The sequence below is a fragment of the Streptomyces sp. NPDC050211 genome (assembly GCF_040656035.1).
GTDB lineage: Bacteria > Actinomycetota > Actinomycetes > Streptomycetales > Streptomycetaceae > Streptomyces.
On the sequence record NZ_JBFALC010000085.1, the window covers coordinates 17,372 to 34,794 of the forward strand.

15 protein-coding genes and 2 pseudogenes are annotated in these 17,423 nt (G+C 70.1%); 8 read left to right on the plus strand and 9 right to left on the minus strand.

Annotated features, from left to right (window positions below; genetic code table 11):
- Positions 1 to 4 precede the first annotated feature (4 nt).
- Together AB0I98_RS44190 and AB0I98_RS44195 are read right to left on the minus strand one after the other, a co-directional pair.
- Positions 5 to 1,849 carry a hypothetical protein gene (locus tag AB0I98_RS44190; protein WP_362951731.1) on the minus strand — a complete coding sequence of 615 codons (1,845 nt, stop codon included), beginning with the start codon at positions 1,847 to 1,849 and terminating at the stop codon, positions 5 to 7.
- A 479-nt stretch (positions 1,850 to 2,328) separates the two neighbouring features.
- Positions 2,329 to 2,886, minus strand: a complete 558-nt coding sequence (locus tag AB0I98_RS44195; RefSeq protein WP_362951732.1) for an alpha/beta fold hydrolase — start codon at positions 2,884 to 2,886, stop codon at positions 2,329 to 2,331.
- Positions 2,887 to 3,210: 324 nt separating this feature from the next.
- On the opposite strand from AB0I98_RS44195, the gene AB0I98_RS44200 reads away from it, so the two are divergent.
- Complete coding sequence (locus AB0I98_RS44200) at positions 3,211 to 4,926, plus strand: MFS transporter (RefSeq protein ID WP_362951733.1); 1,716 nt, start codon at positions 3,211 to 3,213, stop codon at positions 4,924 to 4,926.
- 196 nt (positions 4,927 to 5,122) lie between these two features.
- Here the strand turns inward: AB0I98_RS44200 and AB0I98_RS44205 are convergent, their stop codons facing one another.
- The 4 genes from AB0I98_RS44205 to AB0I98_RS44220 all read right to left on the minus strand — a co-directional run bounded on the left by AB0I98_RS44205 (position 5,123) and on the right by AB0I98_RS44220 (position 7,317).
- Positions 5,123 to 5,401 carry a DUF6069 family protein gene (locus tag AB0I98_RS44205; RefSeq protein ID WP_362951734.1) on the minus strand — a complete coding sequence of 93 codons (279 nt, stop codon included), beginning with the start codon at positions 5,399 to 5,401 and terminating at the stop codon, positions 5,123 to 5,125.
- A 106-nt stretch (positions 5,402 to 5,507) separates the two neighbouring features.
- Positions 5,508 to 5,810: a hypothetical protein gene (locus tag AB0I98_RS44210; protein WP_362951735.1), complete on the minus strand. Its 303-nt coding sequence runs from the start codon at positions 5,808 to 5,810 to the stop codon at positions 5,508 to 5,510.
- Between the two features lie 5 nt (positions 5,811 to 5,815).
- Positions 5,816 to 6,829 carry an RNA polymerase subunit sigma-70 gene (locus AB0I98_RS44215; RefSeq protein WP_362951736.1) on the minus strand — a complete coding sequence of 338 codons (1,014 nt, stop codon included), beginning with the start codon at positions 6,827 to 6,829 and terminating at the stop codon, positions 5,816 to 5,818.
- A 122-nt stretch (positions 6,830 to 6,951) separates the two neighbouring features.
- On the minus strand, positions 6,952 to 7,317 hold the full coding sequence (locus tag AB0I98_RS44220; RefSeq protein ID WP_362951737.1) for a hypothetical protein: 366 nt from the start codon (positions 7,315 to 7,317) through the stop codon (positions 6,952 to 6,954).
- A 120-nt stretch (positions 7,318 to 7,437) separates the two neighbouring features.
- On the opposite strand from AB0I98_RS44220, the gene AB0I98_RS44225 reads away from it, so the two are divergent.
- Both AB0I98_RS44225 and AB0I98_RS44230 read left to right on the plus strand, forming a co-directional pair.
- Positions 7,438 to 8,130 (plus strand): helix-turn-helix domain-containing protein, encoded by a 693-nt coding sequence (locus AB0I98_RS44225; RefSeq protein ID WP_362951738.1) that lies wholly within the window; start codon positions 7,438 to 7,440, stop codon positions 8,128 to 8,130.
- Positions 8,131 to 8,328: 198 nt separating this feature from the next.
- A complete protein-coding gene (locus tag AB0I98_RS44230; protein ID WP_362951739.1) occupies positions 8,329 to 9,495 on the plus strand; it encodes an FAD-dependent oxidoreductase in 1,167 nt (388 codons plus the stop codon).
- A 122-nt stretch (positions 9,496 to 9,617) separates the two neighbouring features.
- On the opposite strand, the gene AB0I98_RS44235 is transcribed toward AB0I98_RS44230, so the two are convergent.
- Positions 9,618 to 10,883: an alpha/beta hydrolase gene (locus AB0I98_RS44235; RefSeq protein WP_362951740.1), complete on the minus strand. Its 1,266-nt coding sequence runs from the start codon at positions 10,881 to 10,883 to the stop codon at positions 9,618 to 9,620.
- A 132-nt stretch (positions 10,884 to 11,015) separates the two neighbouring features.
- Here AB0I98_RS44235 and AB0I98_RS44240 point away from each other — a divergent pair, with 132 nt between their 5' ends.
- Complete coding sequence (locus tag AB0I98_RS44240; RefSeq protein ID WP_362951741.1) at positions 11,016 to 12,140, plus strand: sensor histidine kinase; 1,125 nt, start codon at positions 11,016 to 11,018, stop codon at positions 12,138 to 12,140.
- Positions 12,137 to 12,805 carry a response regulator transcription factor gene (locus AB0I98_RS44245; RefSeq protein WP_362951742.1) on the plus strand — a complete coding sequence of 223 codons (669 nt, stop codon included), beginning with the start codon at positions 12,137 to 12,139 and terminating at the stop codon, positions 12,803 to 12,805. The genes AB0I98_RS44240 and AB0I98_RS44245 overlap by 4 nt, the downstream gene beginning before the upstream one ends.
- A 1-nt stretch (position 12,806) precedes the next feature.
- Here AB0I98_RS44245 and AB0I98_RS44250 read toward each other — a convergent pair whose 3' ends face one another.
- Both AB0I98_RS44250 and AB0I98_RS44255 read right to left on the minus strand, forming a co-directional pair.
- On the minus strand, positions 12,807 to 13,718 hold the full coding sequence (locus AB0I98_RS44250) for a YceI family protein (RefSeq protein WP_362951743.1): 912 nt from the start codon (positions 13,716 to 13,718) through the stop codon (positions 12,807 to 12,809).
- A gap of 323 nt (positions 13,719 to 14,041) precedes the next feature.
- Positions 14,042 to 14,185 (minus strand): hypothetical protein, encoded by a 144-nt coding sequence (locus tag AB0I98_RS44255; protein WP_362951744.1) that lies wholly within the window; start codon positions 14,183 to 14,185, stop codon positions 14,042 to 14,044.
- Positions 14,186 to 14,394: 209 nt separating this feature from the next.
- Here AB0I98_RS44255 and AB0I98_RS44260 point away from each other — a divergent pair, with 209 nt between their 5' ends.
- The 3 genes and pseudogenes from AB0I98_RS44260 to AB0I98_RS44270 form a co-directional block, all read left to right on the plus strand.
- Complete coding sequence (locus tag AB0I98_RS44260; protein WP_362951746.1) at positions 14,395 to 16,257, plus strand: helix-turn-helix domain-containing protein; 1,863 nt, start codon at positions 14,395 to 14,397, stop codon at positions 16,255 to 16,257.
- Between the two features lie 264 nt (positions 16,258 to 16,521).
- Positions 16,522 to 16,662: pseudogene (locus AB0I98_RS44265) on the plus strand (alpha-L-fucosidase); the annotation flags it as partial.
- Positions 16,663 to 16,731: 69 nt separating this feature from the next.
- Positions 16,732 to 17,423, plus strand: a pseudogene (locus AB0I98_RS44270) (hypothetical protein); the annotation flags it as partial.

Sequence of the window (17,423 nt, forward strand, 5' to 3'; positions counted from 1 at the left end):
GGGCTCACCGATTCCCGTCCTCGCCGAGGGCGATGTCGTGCGGGCCGCCGAAGGGGCTCGAGCCCGTGGCGCCAAGGGCGATGTCGCCGCCGAAGCGGTCGGTGAGACAGGCCGAGAGCAGGCCGAGAGCCGCCCGTACGTCGGGGGCGCCGATCTTGCTCCGCAATTCCCGGATCAGATGGAGGTCCGAGGGAGTGGCGTGCAGCAGGGGCCGCTCCAGGAGTTCGCGAGCGGAGGAGAGGTGGGGGCTGTGCACTTCGACGGCCTGCCTGCCGCGGCTGACCTCCGTGACGTACATGTCCTGTCCCGGTGACAAGGCGATGAGAGCGCGCCGTGCTCGCCCGGAGGCGGTTTTGGCGTCGAGCTGCAGCCAGTGCGCGCCGTTGTCGACCCAGGATCCGTCGACGGCATGGATGCGTTCGGCGAAGGCGTCGTCGAGGACGAGGCTGCTGCGCCACCCGTGCGGGAGGAACCCATTCCGGATCGGGCCCCAATGCCTGGCGGTGTCACGCAGGGTGCCGTCCGGCCTGAACTCCCAGACGTGGGTCACCGGATGCTCGGGCCTCGCAGCTTTGTGGTGCACCGCCAGTGAGTCGGGGGAAAAGAAGGAGAGCGCGGGGTCGAACCGGGCGGATTCCCGGGGCATCGTCATCGCGCGCAGCAGGTCGCCGTCCTCGTCTGCCACGAAGGCATGCTCCTTCGTGCAGAACGCGACGAGCCGGGCTGTGGGCAGTGTGGTGAGACCCCCGAAGACGCCCTCGTGGCTGAGCCGGCCGTACGCTCCGTTCTCGCCGAACTGCGGCATCGTCAGATACCTCAGATCCTGGGCATGGCGGTCGACGAAGGCGAACCCTTCGGGACAGAGCATCACCGCGCCGCCGCTCGACCTTCGCATGACGGATACGGGGGCCGGCGGGCCGACGGTCTCGCGCTCGGGGAAGATCCGGATGATCTGTCGAAGATGCTTGCTTGTCTTCTCCCTGACGAGGATCTCGTCTCCGAGGTGCAGGATCGAATTGCCGCCGACCGGTCCAGTCACTATGTGCCGGGTGAAATGGCGCGTGACTTTTCCAGTCCCTATCCGGAAGATCTCAGCGTGGACATCCGTGGACCACGGTGTGGGCCGGGAGTATTGCAAGGCCAGTTCAGAGGCGTCCGGCGAGAACGACGCGCCCTGGTACGAGCCGACGAAGTCATGCCGGATCAAGCGCCGCCGCGGCAAGCGTTCGGCCAAGGCCCGGAGCTGTCCCGGCGACGGCACGGACGGATCCGAGAGAACCTCCGCCGCCCCCGCTCCGCGCTCCCCGGCGGGCAGCAGCCGGGCTGCCGCGGAGGCCTTGGCCAGGGGGAGGTCGAGGACGAGGCGGCGCAGCTCGTCCCAGCTTCGGCGCTCGGCCAGGTGGTGGCCGAGGTGGTCGAGTTCGTCGTACGACATCTCGGCGAGCCGGTCGCGCTGTTCGCCGGTGACCACCGCCCGGATCACCTCGGTGCCGCCCTCGGCGGCCAGGTGCGCCCGCAGCCGCTCACGCACCTCGGGAACAGCCGCCCGGTAGGCCAGGGTCAGCAGGGAGCCGTCGAGATCGAGGGCCTGGTGCTGCGCACCCTGGCCGATCAGGACGAGGTAGGCGGCGCGGGCGGCGGGCTCGGCCGGTGCCGCCGCCAGCAGCCCCAACACGTCCGTGTCCGTCAACTCCATTGTCTGTACGGCCTCCTGGGCCGCCGCATCCCCGGCCGCGCACGCGCTCACCAGCCGCCGCCAGGCGCGCCGCGCGCGCCACCCGCGGGAGCCGTCGTCGCGCCGGAGACCGGCCCGCTCGGCCAGGCGGGCGATCTCGTCGGCACTGAGCATCTTCTCCACCCCTGTCAGCGGCCAGTTCGTTTTCGTGGCTCCCCGCGGCCACCCCGCCGCGGGCGTCACCGATCCCGATGCCGCCGCCGAATCGGTGCTCCAGGTACGTCCGACGCAGCGTCAGCGTCGCCCGCGACGCCTCGCCCAACAGGGGGTTCTCCAGGACCGCGACGACATCCTTGAACTGCTCGGGGGTCATCAGTCGGTCCTGATCGACTCGGAGACGAGGCACCGGGGGAGGGGGTCGTCGCGGAGCGCCGGAATGGCGAGGATCTCCAGGAACAACGACTCCCCGCCGTCCGTGATCTCCCGCTCTCCTCCGCCATCAACTCACCCTTCACCACCGGGATACGACACGCCACCATGCCGCACAGGGCTCGGGAGGGGTCCCGAGTACCGGGGAAGGGTCCACTGCGCCGCTCACCGGTCACCGCCGATCGCCGGGCGGGCGTCGGCGGCGTTGTTGGAGGCCGTCACGATCAGCCGATGAGTCTGTCGAGCAACTCGAAGGTCTCATACGGCTGGTCGTAGTCGCCGAAGTGCCCGTCATCGCGGACGATCTGCGTGCCTCCCAGCCGCTCGAACAATGCGCGCCCCTGCCTGTCGTCGCAGCCGTACGGGTCGTGGCGGGAATTGATGAAGTACAGGTCGCGAACATGGGCCTTGATCGCCGCCCAGTCATAGCTGGTCTGCAGGACGGGTTCGTCTCGGGCGTTGGGCTGTGTGGAATACCCGGCTACGAGGACGCCCTGGGACACCGTCACGTCGATGTGCTCAAGGACCGCGAGCAGCAGCGCGGCGCCTCCCGAGTGACCGACCAACACCGTGCGCTCGTCGAAGACATGGTTGGCCAGCACCTTTGGCAGGAACGTGGCAATGGGCTCTTGGTTCAGGTCGGGGTAATGCGGTATCTCGACGGCGTACCCGCGCTCGGCCAGTTGTCGGCCCAGCCACGGATACCAGCAGACCTCCGGGTTCGCGCCCGTTCCATGGAAGATGATGACGTTTCGCTGCACAGGACCCTCGGTCTCCCTCATGGCGTCGTTTCCAGTGTCGTTGTCCCGGGGCGGTTGCCTCTTCGCAGGTAGACCGCGAGTGCGCCGCAGACTCATCGGTCACCGGCCGAGTCCTTCTGCAGGACGGAACCCGCCCGAGGGCAGACAACCTGCCGGCACAGGGACGCAACCACCGCCGCCGTGCGACCCACCTCACACCAGTCTTGTGATCCCTGACTAGATCTTTCGACTTTGTCGACTGATAAAGTCTGTCGAACGGAAGCTCGCTGCCTCCCCTTCGTTCCGTGCACCCACCCCTGCCCTCGGGGGACTGCGCGGATCCCCTTGACGAAAGGACCGCCCTCCATGCGTGTGTTCATGAACGAACCGGTCGAGAGAATGAACGGGCCCTACGCCCGGCGCTGGTGGGCGCTGCTCGTGCTCTGTCTGAGCCTGCTGATGATCGTGATGGCCAACACCGCCCTCACGGTCGCGGCTCCCTCGATGACTCAGGACCTCGGCTTGTCCAGCACGGACCTGCAGTGGGTCATCGACGGCTACACCATCCCGTACGCCGCCCTGATGCTGCTGTTCGCCGCGATCGGCGACAAGTACAGCCGACGCGGCGCGCTCGTTCTCGGGCTCGTGCTGTTCGGTGGCGGAGCGATATGGGGTTCACTCGTCGACAGCGCGACGGGGGTCATCGCGGCCCGTGCCGTGATGGGTGTGGGCGCGGCCCTCATCATGCCCGCCACGCTCTCCCTCGTCGCCGCGACCTTCCCGCGCGCCGAGCGGACCAAGGCGATTACCTTGTGGGCGGGCACCGCCGGTATCGCCATCGCCGCCGGACCGCTGATCGCGGGCGTGCTGCTGGAGAGCTTCAGCTGGCAGTCCACCTTCCTGATCAACGTTCCCGTGATCGCCCTCGCCATCGTCGGCGCCTTCGCCCTGGTACCGCCGTCCAAGGCCACGCACGCGCCGCGGATCGACTACGTCGGCGGACTGCTGTCGGTGGTGTGGATCGCCGCGCTGGTCTTCACGCTCATCGAGGCCCCGCACGGCTGGGACGCCAAGGCGGTCACGGGTACGGTCGTCGCGGTCGTGGGGCTCGTGGCGTTCGTCCTCTGGGAGCTGCACCACCCGCACCCCCTCCTCGACCCGCGCCGCTTCGCGAACCGCGCGTTCACGGGCGCCAACATCGCCGTCGTACTGTTCTTCCTCGCCGTCTTCGGTGCCTTCTACTACGTCACTCAGCACCTCCAGTTCGTCCTGGCGTATGACGCGTTGGAGACCGGCCTGCGCATGCTGCCGCTCGCCGGCGCGGTCTTCGCCGGCTCCGTGCTGACCGGCTACCTCACCCCGCGCGTCGGCAGGAGGGCGGTGATCGTCGCGGGCATGGTCGGCGGCACGGCGGCTCTCGCGCTGCTCACCCAGGTCGACAAGTCGTCGTCGTACGGCGATTTCGTGGCGCCCCTCATCACGCTCGGGCTCGCGATGGGCCTGGCGATCGCGCCCTGCACGGACGCGATCATGGGCGCGTTCCCGGAGGAAGAGCTGGGCGTGGGCAGCGCCGTCAACGACACCTCCACGGAACTGGGCGGGGCGATCGGCATCGCCATTCTCGGTTCGCTGCTGTCGACCTCGTACTCGTCGGGCCTGTCGGACGCGACCGCGGGCAGCAAACTCCCGGCCGACGCGCTGAGCCAGGCGCAGGACTCGGTGGCCGCCGGGTACGGGGTCGCCCAGGGCATCGGCGACCAGGCGCGACAGCTCACCGAGCAGGCCGCGCGGGCGACCGATCCGCAGCAGGCCGCGCAGCTCCAGGAGCAGGCCGACCAACTCGCCAACGGCGCCCACCAGATGGCAGACGCGGTCGGCTCCGCCTTCGCGGACGCGGTAGCTCACACCAGCCTGGTGGGCGCGGCGATCCTGGGAGTGGGCGCCGTGACCGTGGCCCTCCTGCTTCCGGGCAGGGGCCGAACTGCGGACACAGCGGCGGAGAGTGGATCCAAGCCTGGGGAAGGGAACATGTCCTCGGCTGGCTTGGAGAAGGAGCCCGAGCTCACGCGTACGAATCCGTAGCAGGACCTGGCGGAACGTTGAGGACGACTCCTGTCCATCGCGAGCTGACTCACCCTTGCGGCCTTCGTCGTGGTCACGTGCATCCTTGATCGGAGCTCCGTGATCAGTCGAAGGCCGCTTCGGCGCTGGTCATCAGCGGGAGCCCCGGCGAAGCCGCAGCCCTCCTGCCGGGGCCAGGTGCTCGGCGGTGGAACCTTCACATCGTCAATCGGTCCGGGTGCGGAGGCTCCGCGCCAGGGTGGGGATCATCACCGTCGCAGGGACGAGGTGCAGCCCTAGGAGGGCGGTGGTGGCGGTGTTTGCCCCGGAGGGGAGGCGCACGAAGAAGAGCGACGGCAATGACGATGCCCACGACCGAGAAGAAGCCGGTCACCACGGCGAAGCCGGACAGCGGGATCGTCTCGCCACCTTCGGGAACTTCGCAGTCGACGCCAACGGCCTGGGCAAGCGCTGCGGCGAGGGTGGTGGCCGCCATCGCCGCTAGCGTGGCGATGAAGCCGGTGCCGGCGAGCCCGCGAAGTCGGTGGGGGTGGCTGGTCCGGGCCGATGCCGGGCCCCGCCGGTGACGACCCTGGTGTCATTCATGCTGTGCCCGTCGTTCCTCCCTCATTCGGCCACGGGCGTACGGGTGTTGACTGGCATGGGCCGGTCCTGGCCTTGGGCGTGACGATGCGTACCTTGGCCGTGCGACGGCCGGGGTTGCGCAGGGCGCGGACGCCGGTGCCGCGGAGCCAGAATCCGGCGTCCCGTCCGAGGACCGGCCCCAGCTCGCCGTCGCGCAGCTCCAGCTGCACCCGCCCGCGGGTGACGATGCCGAACGCGTCATACCAGTCCGCCGCGACGACCGCGACACGCGCGCCACCGCGCAGGGCGAGTGTCCGCACCGGGACTACTCCGTGCCGTCCGCCGGCAGGCGCTCGGGCAGCCCGAGCCGCGGGAACTGGTCGTCGTGGAAGGTGACGATCTCGCTGATCGCCCCGCCGGTGACGCGCAGGACGTCGAGCGTCAGCGGCAGGTAGGCGCCCTCCTGCTTCTGCCAGAGGTAGAAGGCGGCGGCGGGTTGCCGGTTCACGGAGGTCAGGATGGCGCGCAGGCCCTTCATGCCCTCGAAGCCGTCCTCGACCCAGTTGTTCACGACCGTGTCGCGGCCGACGTACAGGCCAGGTGTGGGCGGCATCGAGCAGCGGACGTCGTCCCGCAGCATCGCGGCGAGCGCCGGGATGTCCGTGGCCACGCTGGCGTCGGTGAAGCGGCGCACCAGCTCGCGCGTCCCGGCGTCCTGTTCGCCGCCGGTCCAGTCCTGCCGGTCGGCGGGCAGGTGCTCCCGCATGCCGGCGCGGGCCCGCTGTAGCGCGCTGTTCACGGAGTTGACGGAGTCCCCGAGGGCTTCCGCGACGTCCTTCGCCGGCCAGCCGAGCACGTCCCGCAGGATCAGCACGGCCCGCGGGCGTGGCGCGAGGTGCTGTACGGCGACCAGGTACGCCAGCTCGATCGTCTCCCGCGCGACGGCGACGGCCTCCGGCTCGTCCGCGTCGCCCGCGGGCAGCTCGTCGAGCAACCGGTCCGGGTAGGGCTGCAGCCACAGCACCTCGCCGCCGGTCGCGGGCTCCGGGCGGCGCTTGGCGAGCAGGTCCAGGCAGGCGTTGGTGGCGATCCGGTACAACCAGGCCCGGAACGTCGACCGGCCTTCGAAGGTCTCCCGGCGCCGCCAGGCACGCAGGAACGTCTCCTGCACGGTGTCCTCGGCGTCATCGAACGACCCGAGGATCCGGTAACAGTGCACGTGCAGCTCCCGCCGGTGCCGCTCCGCCAGCTCCGAGAACGCCGGCTCGTCGACCTCGCCCAGCCCACTCTCGCCCAACCCGCTCACGCCCAGCTCCTCCAGCCGCGTGTCCGCACTCATCACGTCATCCTTCCGCCTCGTCGTGTCCCGTCGTAGGTGTGACGGGTGCGAACACGAAAACTCATCACTGGGGTCGGTCAGCGGCTCCGGTGCGTCCGTGGCGTCGTTGTGAATCCGCCCCGTCAGTAGCTGAAGGTGGTCGCGCCCTCGTCGCCGATCCACTGCCACATGGGAACGGTTCCACCCAGTTCCGCCCCTTCGATCAGGTACTGCTTGTCGAGCTTGCGGGCGTCGAAGCAAATGGGGCAGACCAGATAGCGCCCACCCGCCTTGGCGTACCGGGCCACGAGCTCTGCCAGCGCCGGGCAGCCGTCGCAGGCGACGCCGGTCGCCACGCCGTCCATGGTCAGCCGGGTGGCCTCCTTCGTGAGGAACATGAGCGTGGGACGCCCCAGTTCCGCCGCACCGACGGCCACCAGGAACGCCACGGTGACCCGCTCGGGGTCCTCCAGGCCGGTGGTCAGGCTGATGACCGCTTTACCAGGCATGTAGCTCCTCCTCGGGGGCGTGTTTCTGTATCCATTCCTGAGACTGGGGGACGCGCCACCGCCGGCCTAGTACGTTTTTTGTAGCGGCGAGGTCCGAACCGCGCGTAGAGGACGGGGCCCATGAAGCGCTACGGCCAGTACTGCCCGGTCGCCCGGGCCGCAGAGGTCCTCGCCGAACGGTGGACGCTGCTGATCATCCGTGAACTGCTGTGGGGCGAGGACCGGTTCAACGCCATCCATCGCGGCCTGCCCCGGGTGTCGCCGTCGCTGCTGGCGACGCGGCTACGCGAGCTGCAGCGGGCCGGTCTCGTACAGCGCCACCTCATCGACGACGAGCCCCGCTACCGCCTGACCCCGGCCGGGGAGGAACTGCGGCCGCTACTGGAGCAGATGGGCGCGTGGGGCGCACGCTGGATGCAGGAGCTGCGCCCGGACGAGTTCGACCCTGTACTCCTGATGCTCGACATCAGCCGGGACTCCCGACCGGCACGCATGCCCGAACGCGCAGCTACCGTACAGCTCCATTTCCGTGACGCGCCCACCGGTCAGCAGCTCTGGTGGCTGGTCCTGTCCCGGTCCGCCGGTGCGGACGTGTGCGACACCGACCCGGGATTCCCCATCAGTGTGTGGCTGGAGACCGACGTGCCGACCCTCACCCGCATCTGGATGGGCGACATGAGCTGGTCGGCGGCTCTTCGCGACGAAGCGCTGCGCATGACCGGCGACCACACCGCCTGCCGTGCCCTGCCGCAGTGGCTCCACCTCAGCCCGTTCGCCGCCGTCGAGCGGGCGGGGGTCTCGTTGCCCCGATAACGGCACCGCCGGAAAGGACTCGATGACTCCAGCGAGCGCGCTCCCGCGGCTCCGACAGGTCCTGCGCGTGCAACGCGGGTATGCACACCGTGGCCGATAGTGGCCTGCGTCGCGCGGTCCCGGCCGGCCAGCGGCCGACCGGTGAGGTCCCCTCGCGAACGTCCAGCGTGCCGCTGCCAGAAAGGAAATGCGCACACAATGAAGGTCATCATCGTCGGTGCCGGCGTGCTGGGCGTGAGCGTCGCGAGGCAGCTTGCCGTCGTTGGCGAGAACGTTCTCCTGCTCGATCAGCGGGGAGCCGGCACCGGCACGACCGCGACCACCTTCGCCTGGACCAACTCCAGCCGGAAGCCCGACCCGGACTACCACCGGCTGAACCTCGCGGGGATGGAGGAGCACACCAGGCTCGCCGCGCAACTGGGCGGTGCACCCTCGTACTTCCCCAGCGGGGCGCTGCAGTGGGCGGACGCCGCAAACGAGCGGCGGCTCGCCGACAACGTGGAACGACTGCAGGCACTCGGCTACCCCGCACACTGGGTCACCCCCGACGAAGCGGCGCGGATCGCAGGCGCCCTCCGCATCCCGGCGGCCATCACGTCCATCGCGCACTTCCCCAGCGAGGGATACGTTCTGCCGGACCGTTTCGTGAACAACCTGCTGGCGGACGCCGAGGAGCACGGAGCCACGTGCGCGATCGGCGAGGTCGTAGCCATCGACGACAGGCCTGACGGAGTATCCGTCACCCTGGCCGGAGGCGAGGTCCGCACGGGCGATCGAGTCGTCCTGGCGGCAGGCCGCTGGACCCAACGGCTCGCCGCACGGGCCGGGATCGACCTTCCCATGGTGACGGATACCGGTCGCGGAGCGCCGACCGTCGGTCTGCTCGGGTACGCCAGGTCCCCGGAACTCGACCTGCGCTGCGTGATCCACAGCCCCGGCCTCAACCTCCGCCCCGAGGCCGGCGGGCATACCGTCCTGCAGGCTCTCGATCTGAACGCCGACGTCGATCCGGCAGACCCTCCGTCCGCGGACGGGGACATCGCGAGCACCCTTGCCCGACGGTTCTCCGCACTGCTGCCCGACCCGGGCCGGGCACCGGAGATCGACCTGCGCATCGGCTTCCGGTCACTGCCCGCGGACGGCCACACCGTCGCGGGCTATGCCTCCGCGCAGTCCCGCGTCTACTGCCTCGTCTCGCACAGTGGGATCACCCTGGCGCCGATTCTGGGACGGCTGGTCGCGGCCGAAATCTCAACCGATCAGGAGCAGGACCTCCTTGGGGCCTTCCGGCCCACACGACTCACCGGCGTACGGCGCTCGGACATCGAGGTGGATCAACACGCCACCGGTCTGGGCGAGCAGTAGCCGACAGCAGCGACGCGTGTGCACGGTCCCGTCGCGACCTCCTCCGTCTCGTAGGCCTCGTGGAGGATGCGGTCTTGCCGCAGAGTCTGCATCGACATCCCGGTTCGCTTGAAGTGAGTCGCTTATGGGTGACCGGTGAGGAATCCGGTGACCGCTCGTCGGTACACGTGGGGCTGTTCGGCGTCGATGATGTGTCCCGCGCCCGCGATGGTCCGGAGCGTGGCATTCGGGAGGACGTCGCGGTACTCGCGGGCGATGGCGGGGTTCTTGTAGTCGCAGGCGCCGCGCAGGATGAGTACCGGGACGCGCACGCGGCGCAGCGCTGGACGCGGGTCGGGAACGGTGAGCTGGTCCTCGGTGGTGAGCTGGTTGGAGTAGAAGCCGGGCAGCGAGGCCGGCAGGTTCTTGAGCGGTAGGCCGGGATGGCAGGTGGCCGCCGGCGCGGCGATGGCCAACAGCTTGGCGAAGACGGGGTCGAGTTCGGCGTCGGGGACCAGCGCGTGGGCGGCGCGCGGATCGGCGTCCATGAGCAGCGACCAGGCCGCCAGGCGGGAACTGGCCTCAAGGGCGTCGATCCCGCGTTCCTGCGCGGGGGTGAGTCGGTCCCAGATGTCGCCCTCCTCGCGGTCCTGCCACGCCGGTGCCCACAGGACGCCGGGGGAGGTGAGCACCATCCGGGTCACCCGATCGGGGTGCGCGGCCAGGTATTCGGCGGCGAGCGTCGCACCCCAGGAAGCGCCGAGCAGTACGACACGATCGGCGCCGATCCGCACTCGTACGGCCTCCAGATCGGCGACCTGACGGGCGACCGTGTAGCCGGTCGGGTCGGTCAGCCGGTTCGAGCGGCCCGAACCGAGCTGGTCGTAGGCGTACACGTCGTAGCCGCGCGCGGCGAGGGCGCGTTCCACCGGATCGGGGCCGTCTCCGGGGGTACCCGGGCCGCCGTGCAGGACGATCACCGGAGTGGGGCGCGGGGTGCCCTGGGCGCGCTGGAGCGTATAGGCGAGCCGTGATCCGGTCGGTAGGTTCCAGTAGCCGGTCGGTTCGGATCGGGGCTGCGGCGCAGCCACATCAAAGGGCTGAAACACCGTCAGAAATGCGGCGAGCGAGGTGATCAGCGACACGGCCGCGGTGACGGCGGCGGTCACGCCCCGTCGGCGCACGGCCCCGTACACCGGCAGTCCACAGGACACGATCAGCGCCGCCAGCGCCGCGGCCAGGAGGAGCGGGATACGGGGTGTCGCCGTGGCGGTGACCAGAAAGGCGGCGGCCGCGGCGATCGGTCCCAGCACAACGCCGAGCGGGATCAGGACAACGGTCAGCAGCACACGGCGTCGCCTGGGCTTCACCGGCACTGCCTGGTAAGGAAGTTGGGTTGTTGTCGTCATACGGCGATGCTCGGCCCGGGGCACGACAGGGCGCGTCAGCCGGTCCGGCCGGGCCGGTCCCCGTCCGGGTGGACCCGATGTCCACCGCGAGGGGGACGGCCGCGCACGCCGGAGGCCCGTAGCGTGGCCCGCGTGGGGGACAGGGGAGACATACGTACGCGGTGGCGGCCCGACCATGACGTCGACCGCGGCCCGCTGTGGATGCTGCTCGACCTGATCACCGCGTACCTCTCGGCGGTCATCGCCATCGGGCCGTCCGACCACACCGCGTCGGTGCTGAGCGGCCCTGTGGTCGAACGGACCTGCGCGGTGGTGTGGTTCGTGGCGATCGCGGGTCGCCGCTACGCGCCCGGATGCGCGCTGTGGGCCGCGGCATCGGCCACCGTGGCGGCGGCGGCATCCGGGGTGCCCGTCACCAATGTCTCGCTGGCCACGGCGCTCGCCCTGACCCTGGTCGTGCAGGGCCGTCCGTCCCAACGCGCCCTGGAAATGGCGGTGTTGCCGGTCGCCGCCGTGCTCGCCGTCCTGGCCGGCGACTCGGACGCGTTCATCCCGGCCGTCGCCGTGCACACGGTGGCCTGGCTCGTCGGGCGCGCTGGAAGGTCGCGCTGGGAGACTGTGCAGGCGCTGCGGGCCCGCGACCGCGAGCGGGTCGCGACCGCTGAACGGACGTGGATGGCACGGGAGTTGCATGACGCGGTCGGGCACGCGGTGACCGTGATGGTGACCCACGCGGGCGCGGCCCGCCTCTCCCTGGGCGAGGACCGGTCGCCGGTGCGGGAGGCGCTCTCCCGTATCGAGGAGGTGGGCCGCGGCGCGATGACGGACCTCGACCGAGTGCTGGGGTTGCTCACCGAGGCGTACGACTCCGAAGGGACGCTCCGTGCACTGGTCGACCAATTGCCACCAGGCGTCACAGCTGATCTGCGGCTGCCGCCGGACCCGGCCCGGCTGCGCGAGCTGACTCCCGCTGTCGCGGAGACGGTGCGCCGCGTGGTCCAGGAGTCACTGACCAACGTCGTACGGCACGCTCGCCCGGCCCATGCCGTCGTACGCGTCGATGTCGTCGCCGGTGCGATACGAGTGACGGTCACCGACGACGGCACGCCCACCGAGCCCAGCTCTTTTCCTGGAGGCCGCGGCCTGACCGGCATGCGTGAGCGCGTCGCCCGCCTGGGCGGCACCTTCGAGGCCGGTGCCGACGAGTACGGCGGCTGGCGCGTGACCGCCCTGATCCCATTGAAGGAGCTGCCGTGATCCGGGTGTTGCTGGCCGACGACGAGGACCTCATGCGCGCCGGGCTGCGGATGATGCTGGACACCCAGCCGGACATCACCGTGGTCGGCGAGGCGGCCGACGGCCGGGAAGCGGTACGGCTCGCGGCAGCGGCCACACCCGACATCGTCCTCATGGACATCCGTATGCCGGTCCTGGACGGGATCGCCGCGACCCGCGCCATCGCCGGCACGGCAGTGCACAACAGCCCCAAGGTCCTGGTCCTGACCACCTTCGAGCTGGACGAATACGTCTTCGCGGCCGTCCGTGCGGGCGCAAACGGATTCCTGCTCAAGCGCAGTCCCCCCGAGACATTGATCGAGGGCATCCGCACGCTCGCGGCGGGCGAGGCCCTGCTCGGTCCCTCGGTCACCCGCCGCCTGCTCGCGGAGTTCGCCCGCGCCACCCCCGCTACGCCCCCGCCCGATGTCGTCCACCGCCTGTCCCGCCTGACCGACCGCGAACGCGAGGTGCTGCTCCTGCTGGGCCGCGGCCTGTCCAACGCGGAGATCGCCGCCCGTCTCCACGTCGGCGAAGCCACGGTGAAGACCCACGTGGGTCGCGTTCTCGACAAGCTCGGCCTGCGCGACCGCGTCCACGCGGTGGTATTCGCCTTCGACCACGGGCTTGTCCGGCCCGGCAGCTAGGCTACTGCGGAGGTTTCGGTGTGTCATGCGTGCGGTACATCGCCTGGACGTCCAGCTCAAGCTGGACCGTCGGCCCGACGACCGCGATGCCGCGCGCGAGCATCGAGCGCCAGTTGAGCGTGTAGTCCTCGCGGTGCAGCTCCGTCTTGGCCAGGGCAGCGCACCGCAGTTCCTCGCCGTAGCCCCCGTTCACCATGCCCAGGTACGTCGTGTCAAGCGCCACCGACCGGCTCACGCCATGCATGGTCAGAGTGCCCTGCAGCGTCCACTTGCTGCCGCCTCGGTAGGCGAAGCGGGTGCTGGTGAAGTCGATGTACGGAAAGTGGTCGACGTCGAGAAAGTCGGCGGAACGCAGGTGCGTGTCCCGGGTGTTGTTGCCCGTGGTGATGCTGGACGCGTCGATGCGCACGTGGACGTGGGACTGGGACATGTCCTCGACGACCTGGATCCCGCCCTCGAACCGTTCGAAACGGCCGTGCACATGGGCCATGCCGACGTGCTTGGCGATGAAGCGGATCGCCGTGTGCGGCGGGTCGAAGAGCCAGGTGCCGGTGACCGGGAGTTCGAGCTGCCGCGCCGACTGGAGCCACACACGTTGCGGGGACGGGTCGGCGTCCGCGACGACCTCGATGGTCTCGCGGTGCGGTTCCAGCCCCTGGGCCGCGACCAGCAGGCTGTAGCTGCCCGGCGGCAGGACGGCCATGAAGAAACCGTATGGGTCCGTGGTGCCGCGTGCCGAGATCTGGTGGCTGCGGAGTTCCGTCACCGTCACATCCGCGGCGCCCAGGGGCTGGTTCACCGGATCCAGTACCTCACGAACGACGACACCCGCGCCGGCCGGAACGGGAAGCGCGAGGCCTTCAGCGCCCCTGGAGGATTTGCTGAGTCGCCGCCGGAGCAGTCGAAGGGGCATGGAGTTCACCTTTCAGTCCAGTCTTTGTCGGAGCTTCAGCGAGACCTCGGTTGAGGTCAGCACTTGGGTGGAAGTGGGACGTGAGTGGGCGTCCGGACCTCAGTGGGGGGGTGCTCGAGTGCAGGCCGCAGCCCGGTGCGGTCACGGCCGCCCCGACGGCCGGCCTTCCTCGTAGGCGGCACTCAGGACGTAGAGTCCGCCCGCTGTGGTGAGCGGCCGCGGATCGGGGTCCGCCTGCCGGTCGCCTCGCGCGCCCCCACCGTCACGTCGCTGTCCGCCGAGTTCGGCCAGGGAGCGGGTGTATCGAGGTGGCCGCGGAGACCTCACAAGGCTTCCAGCGCGTCGTCGGTGTTCAGGGCGAGTGCGACGGAGGCGCCGGCGGGGCCGCTGCCGACGATCAGTACGTCGGTCACGACATCGGGCTCGACGGTGTGCACGGGGTAACGCTCCAGGGCAAATGGGAACACGGGCCGACCTTCCAAGAACATGAAGGGGAAGGCGGTGGCGTGGGTGTCTCAATAAGAGACAGTGCGTCGGCCGTGTCACGGGGAATACGCGCCGGGATCGTTGCGCGTTCAACCGCTCGGGTAGGGTGAGCGCCGTCGTGACCACCGCAGAGCATCCCTCCGTCCGACCCGCGCTCGCTTCGCTGCGCAGGGCCCGTGAGCTGTTCCTGATGGGGCATGAACTGCCCGACGGGGTGCCTGAAGAAGTCGTGGCGGCCTGGAAGCGCGCCCGGTTCTTCGGTGTGCGGCACGACGTGGCAGACCCGGTACCGGACGCGTCACGGCATTCTGGACAAGCGCCCGAGTCCGCACTGCTGGCCGCGGCCCAGCCCGTCCTTGAACGGATCGCGCCCGCCGTCGGCACAGAGCAAGCGTCGCTTGTACTCACCGATGGGGCGCTGCGGGTGCTGTGGGCCACCGGGTGCGCGCCCGCCGGTCGCCGCTGCCTGGAACTCTCCGAACAAGTGGTCGGCCACAACAGCGCAGCCCTTGCACTGCACATGCGCCGCCGCGCCGAGGTGCACGGTCCCGAGCACTTCCTCGACCTGTGGCAGGACGTCTCCGCGGTCAGCGTGCCGATACGGGCACCGGGGGCCGGAAAACCAGTGGGCACAGTCACGGTGACCTCCCGCCTGTGCGCCGAGTGTGGGCCGCATCCGGGGGCCCCGCTCGCCGAGGCCGCGACGATCGCCGTCGAGGCGGAACTCCTCTCGCGGTCGCGGGGGGTTGAGCGGGTGCTGCTGGACGCGTACCTGCAGGCCGCAGGGGAGCAGGCTCGCGCGGTCGTCGCCGTCGACGGTCTCAATCGGCTCGTCAGCGAGGCGGCGGGGCAGTTCCTGTCGCCGGAAGGACTGGAGGCACTGGAGCGGAACGCGGTCGCCCTGCTGCAGGACTCGGGTCACTGGGCGCTATCGGAGTTCGCGGCCGCCCCGGGCACGGTTGCGGTGTCCGGGATCGACCTTTCACCGGTTCCTGCAGCACGCCCGGGGGCGGCGCCCGATCCGACATCAGGCACTGCCGAAGCCTCGGCATCCAACCCGCACGCGACATCAGGCCTTGACGGAGGGCGCGAAGCGGCTGCCAACATGGCGAGTTCGGCCACGTACCGCATCCGGATCCCGGACGGCACGGGCTGCTACGCGACCCTCACCCCTGTGCGCCACCTGGGCTCGATCGTCGGAGCGGTGGCCGTGCTGGAGCCGGTGGGTCATGGCGTCGTGGCTTCGGCCACGGGCACCGTCGTGGGACTGGCCGGGCGATCGGTGCCCTGGCGGCATGCGGTCGGCCGCGCGATGGAGTTGAGCAGGCCTCCAGAGCCCCTGCTTCTCATCGGCGAGCGCGGCACCGGGAAGACGTCACTCGCACGGGAACTGGTCTCGAACCCTTTGATCGTGGACGCGGCGGAAGGTGAACTCGGCGTCTCGATGGACGAGTTGGTGAAGGGGCGACCGCTCCTGATTCGTCATGTCGAGCGTCTTGCGCAGTTCGACACGGCGACCCTCAACTCGCTGCTCGCATCGCATCCGGCCGTACCCCTACTGGTCACCTACACACCCGGCACGTCGCCGGGTCCGTGCCTCCAACGACTCCTGGACACCCTGACAGCACACTCGGTGACGCTTCCCGCGTTGCGTGAACGGCCCGATGACATCAGGGAGTTGGTCGCGGCCCTGACTCCCGCGCCCGCGCCGGGACGACCCCCGCTCTCCTGGACGCTGAATGCGTTGCGCGCCCTGGAGCAGTACTCGTGGCCGGGCAATGTCACCGAACTCGCCCACTTGGTACGGGCGTTGGCCGAGAGTCGTCTCGCGACAGGGCCCGTCCGGCGTGCCGAGTTGCCGGACCCCGTGCGTGAAGGCCCGGCGCCCCGGCCACTCAGCCCGATGGAGCATGCCGAACGCTCCGCCATCCTGGAAGCCCTACGCCTTCATGGCGGCAACAAGACCCGCACGGCGGCGGCCCTGGGCATCGCCCGCGCCACGCTGTACCGGAAACTGCGGACCTATCGCGTGCGAACCCCTCACGCCAGGTAGGTGGTGTTGTCGCCGTTCGCCGTCCAGGTCGTCGCATTCCCGCCGGCAGGCCTTTCGGCGGTGACTGCCGACTCGCGGTCGGCCCTGTCGTAGGCCCGAACCTCGACGGAACCTGCCCTTGAGCGGGCAGCCCGAGTGGTCGGGCGGCGATGGTGTGGTGCGCATGGCGTCAGCGGCGGCGTGACGCCACCCGGGGCGGGATCAGGCAGCCGGTCCGCCAGCCGGGCTGGGCCGGGGGTTGATCGCGGAGCGGAGTCGCTGCTCCTGGGCCGGCGCACCCCGGCCGGCCGCGACCTGATCACCGGGTACGTGGACGCGCTGCGCGATCAGGGCCTCAAGGTGGGCCTGCACTACTCGCACTCCGACTGGAACCACCCCGACTACGCGAGCACCTGGCACCCCGGGATCGACGAGTGACCGGAGTCCTTTCCGGGCGGCGCTTGGGAGCGTCCGCCATCGGCGACCTGCCTGTCCATGAACCACGACTTCCTGAACCGCGACACGGCCATCGGGATCCTCTGCGACGACCAGGCCAAGTTCGACGAGACGGTGGACTACTTCCACAACGGTGCGGGCAATGGCTCTCTGGCCAACGCGGTCTCCTGTGTCTACGACGACGTGGGCCTGGCCCAGTGGCAGGAGAGCGGGCGCGACCAGGCCCACAGCCTGATGGGCATCACCACCAACACCTGGAAAAACGGCCCGCACTGCGTGGAAACGAAGCAGACCGTCATCTCCGAAGGCGGCCGTGGCCATGAGCGCTCGGTCTGGGAGCAGGTCTACCACCACTACGCCATCAGGCGCGGAATGGACATGTTGAACACCGGACAAATGGTGGCCCGCATCATGCCCGAGGGCGGTGGCGGCGACTACGGCCCGAACAGCGGCGGATACGACCAACTCGGCTTCGGCGCACTGGCGTTCACCCGGGACAAGGCCACCACCGCGGCCGAGTCGGCAGCCGCGCCGTCCGGGTCGGTGCCGACGCCTGCCGCCATCGGCAGGAACGGCTCGATCAACTTCCGTTGCTCGTCCGAGAGTTGCCTGCGCGTCACGAAAGCAGACCCTAGGAACGCAGGAAAGCCCCGTCGGGGGCGGGGGCCCAAGGGGGAGCCCGGCCCGCCCGGGCCGGGGGGGCCCGCCGGCGGGGGACCAGCCGCCCGCCC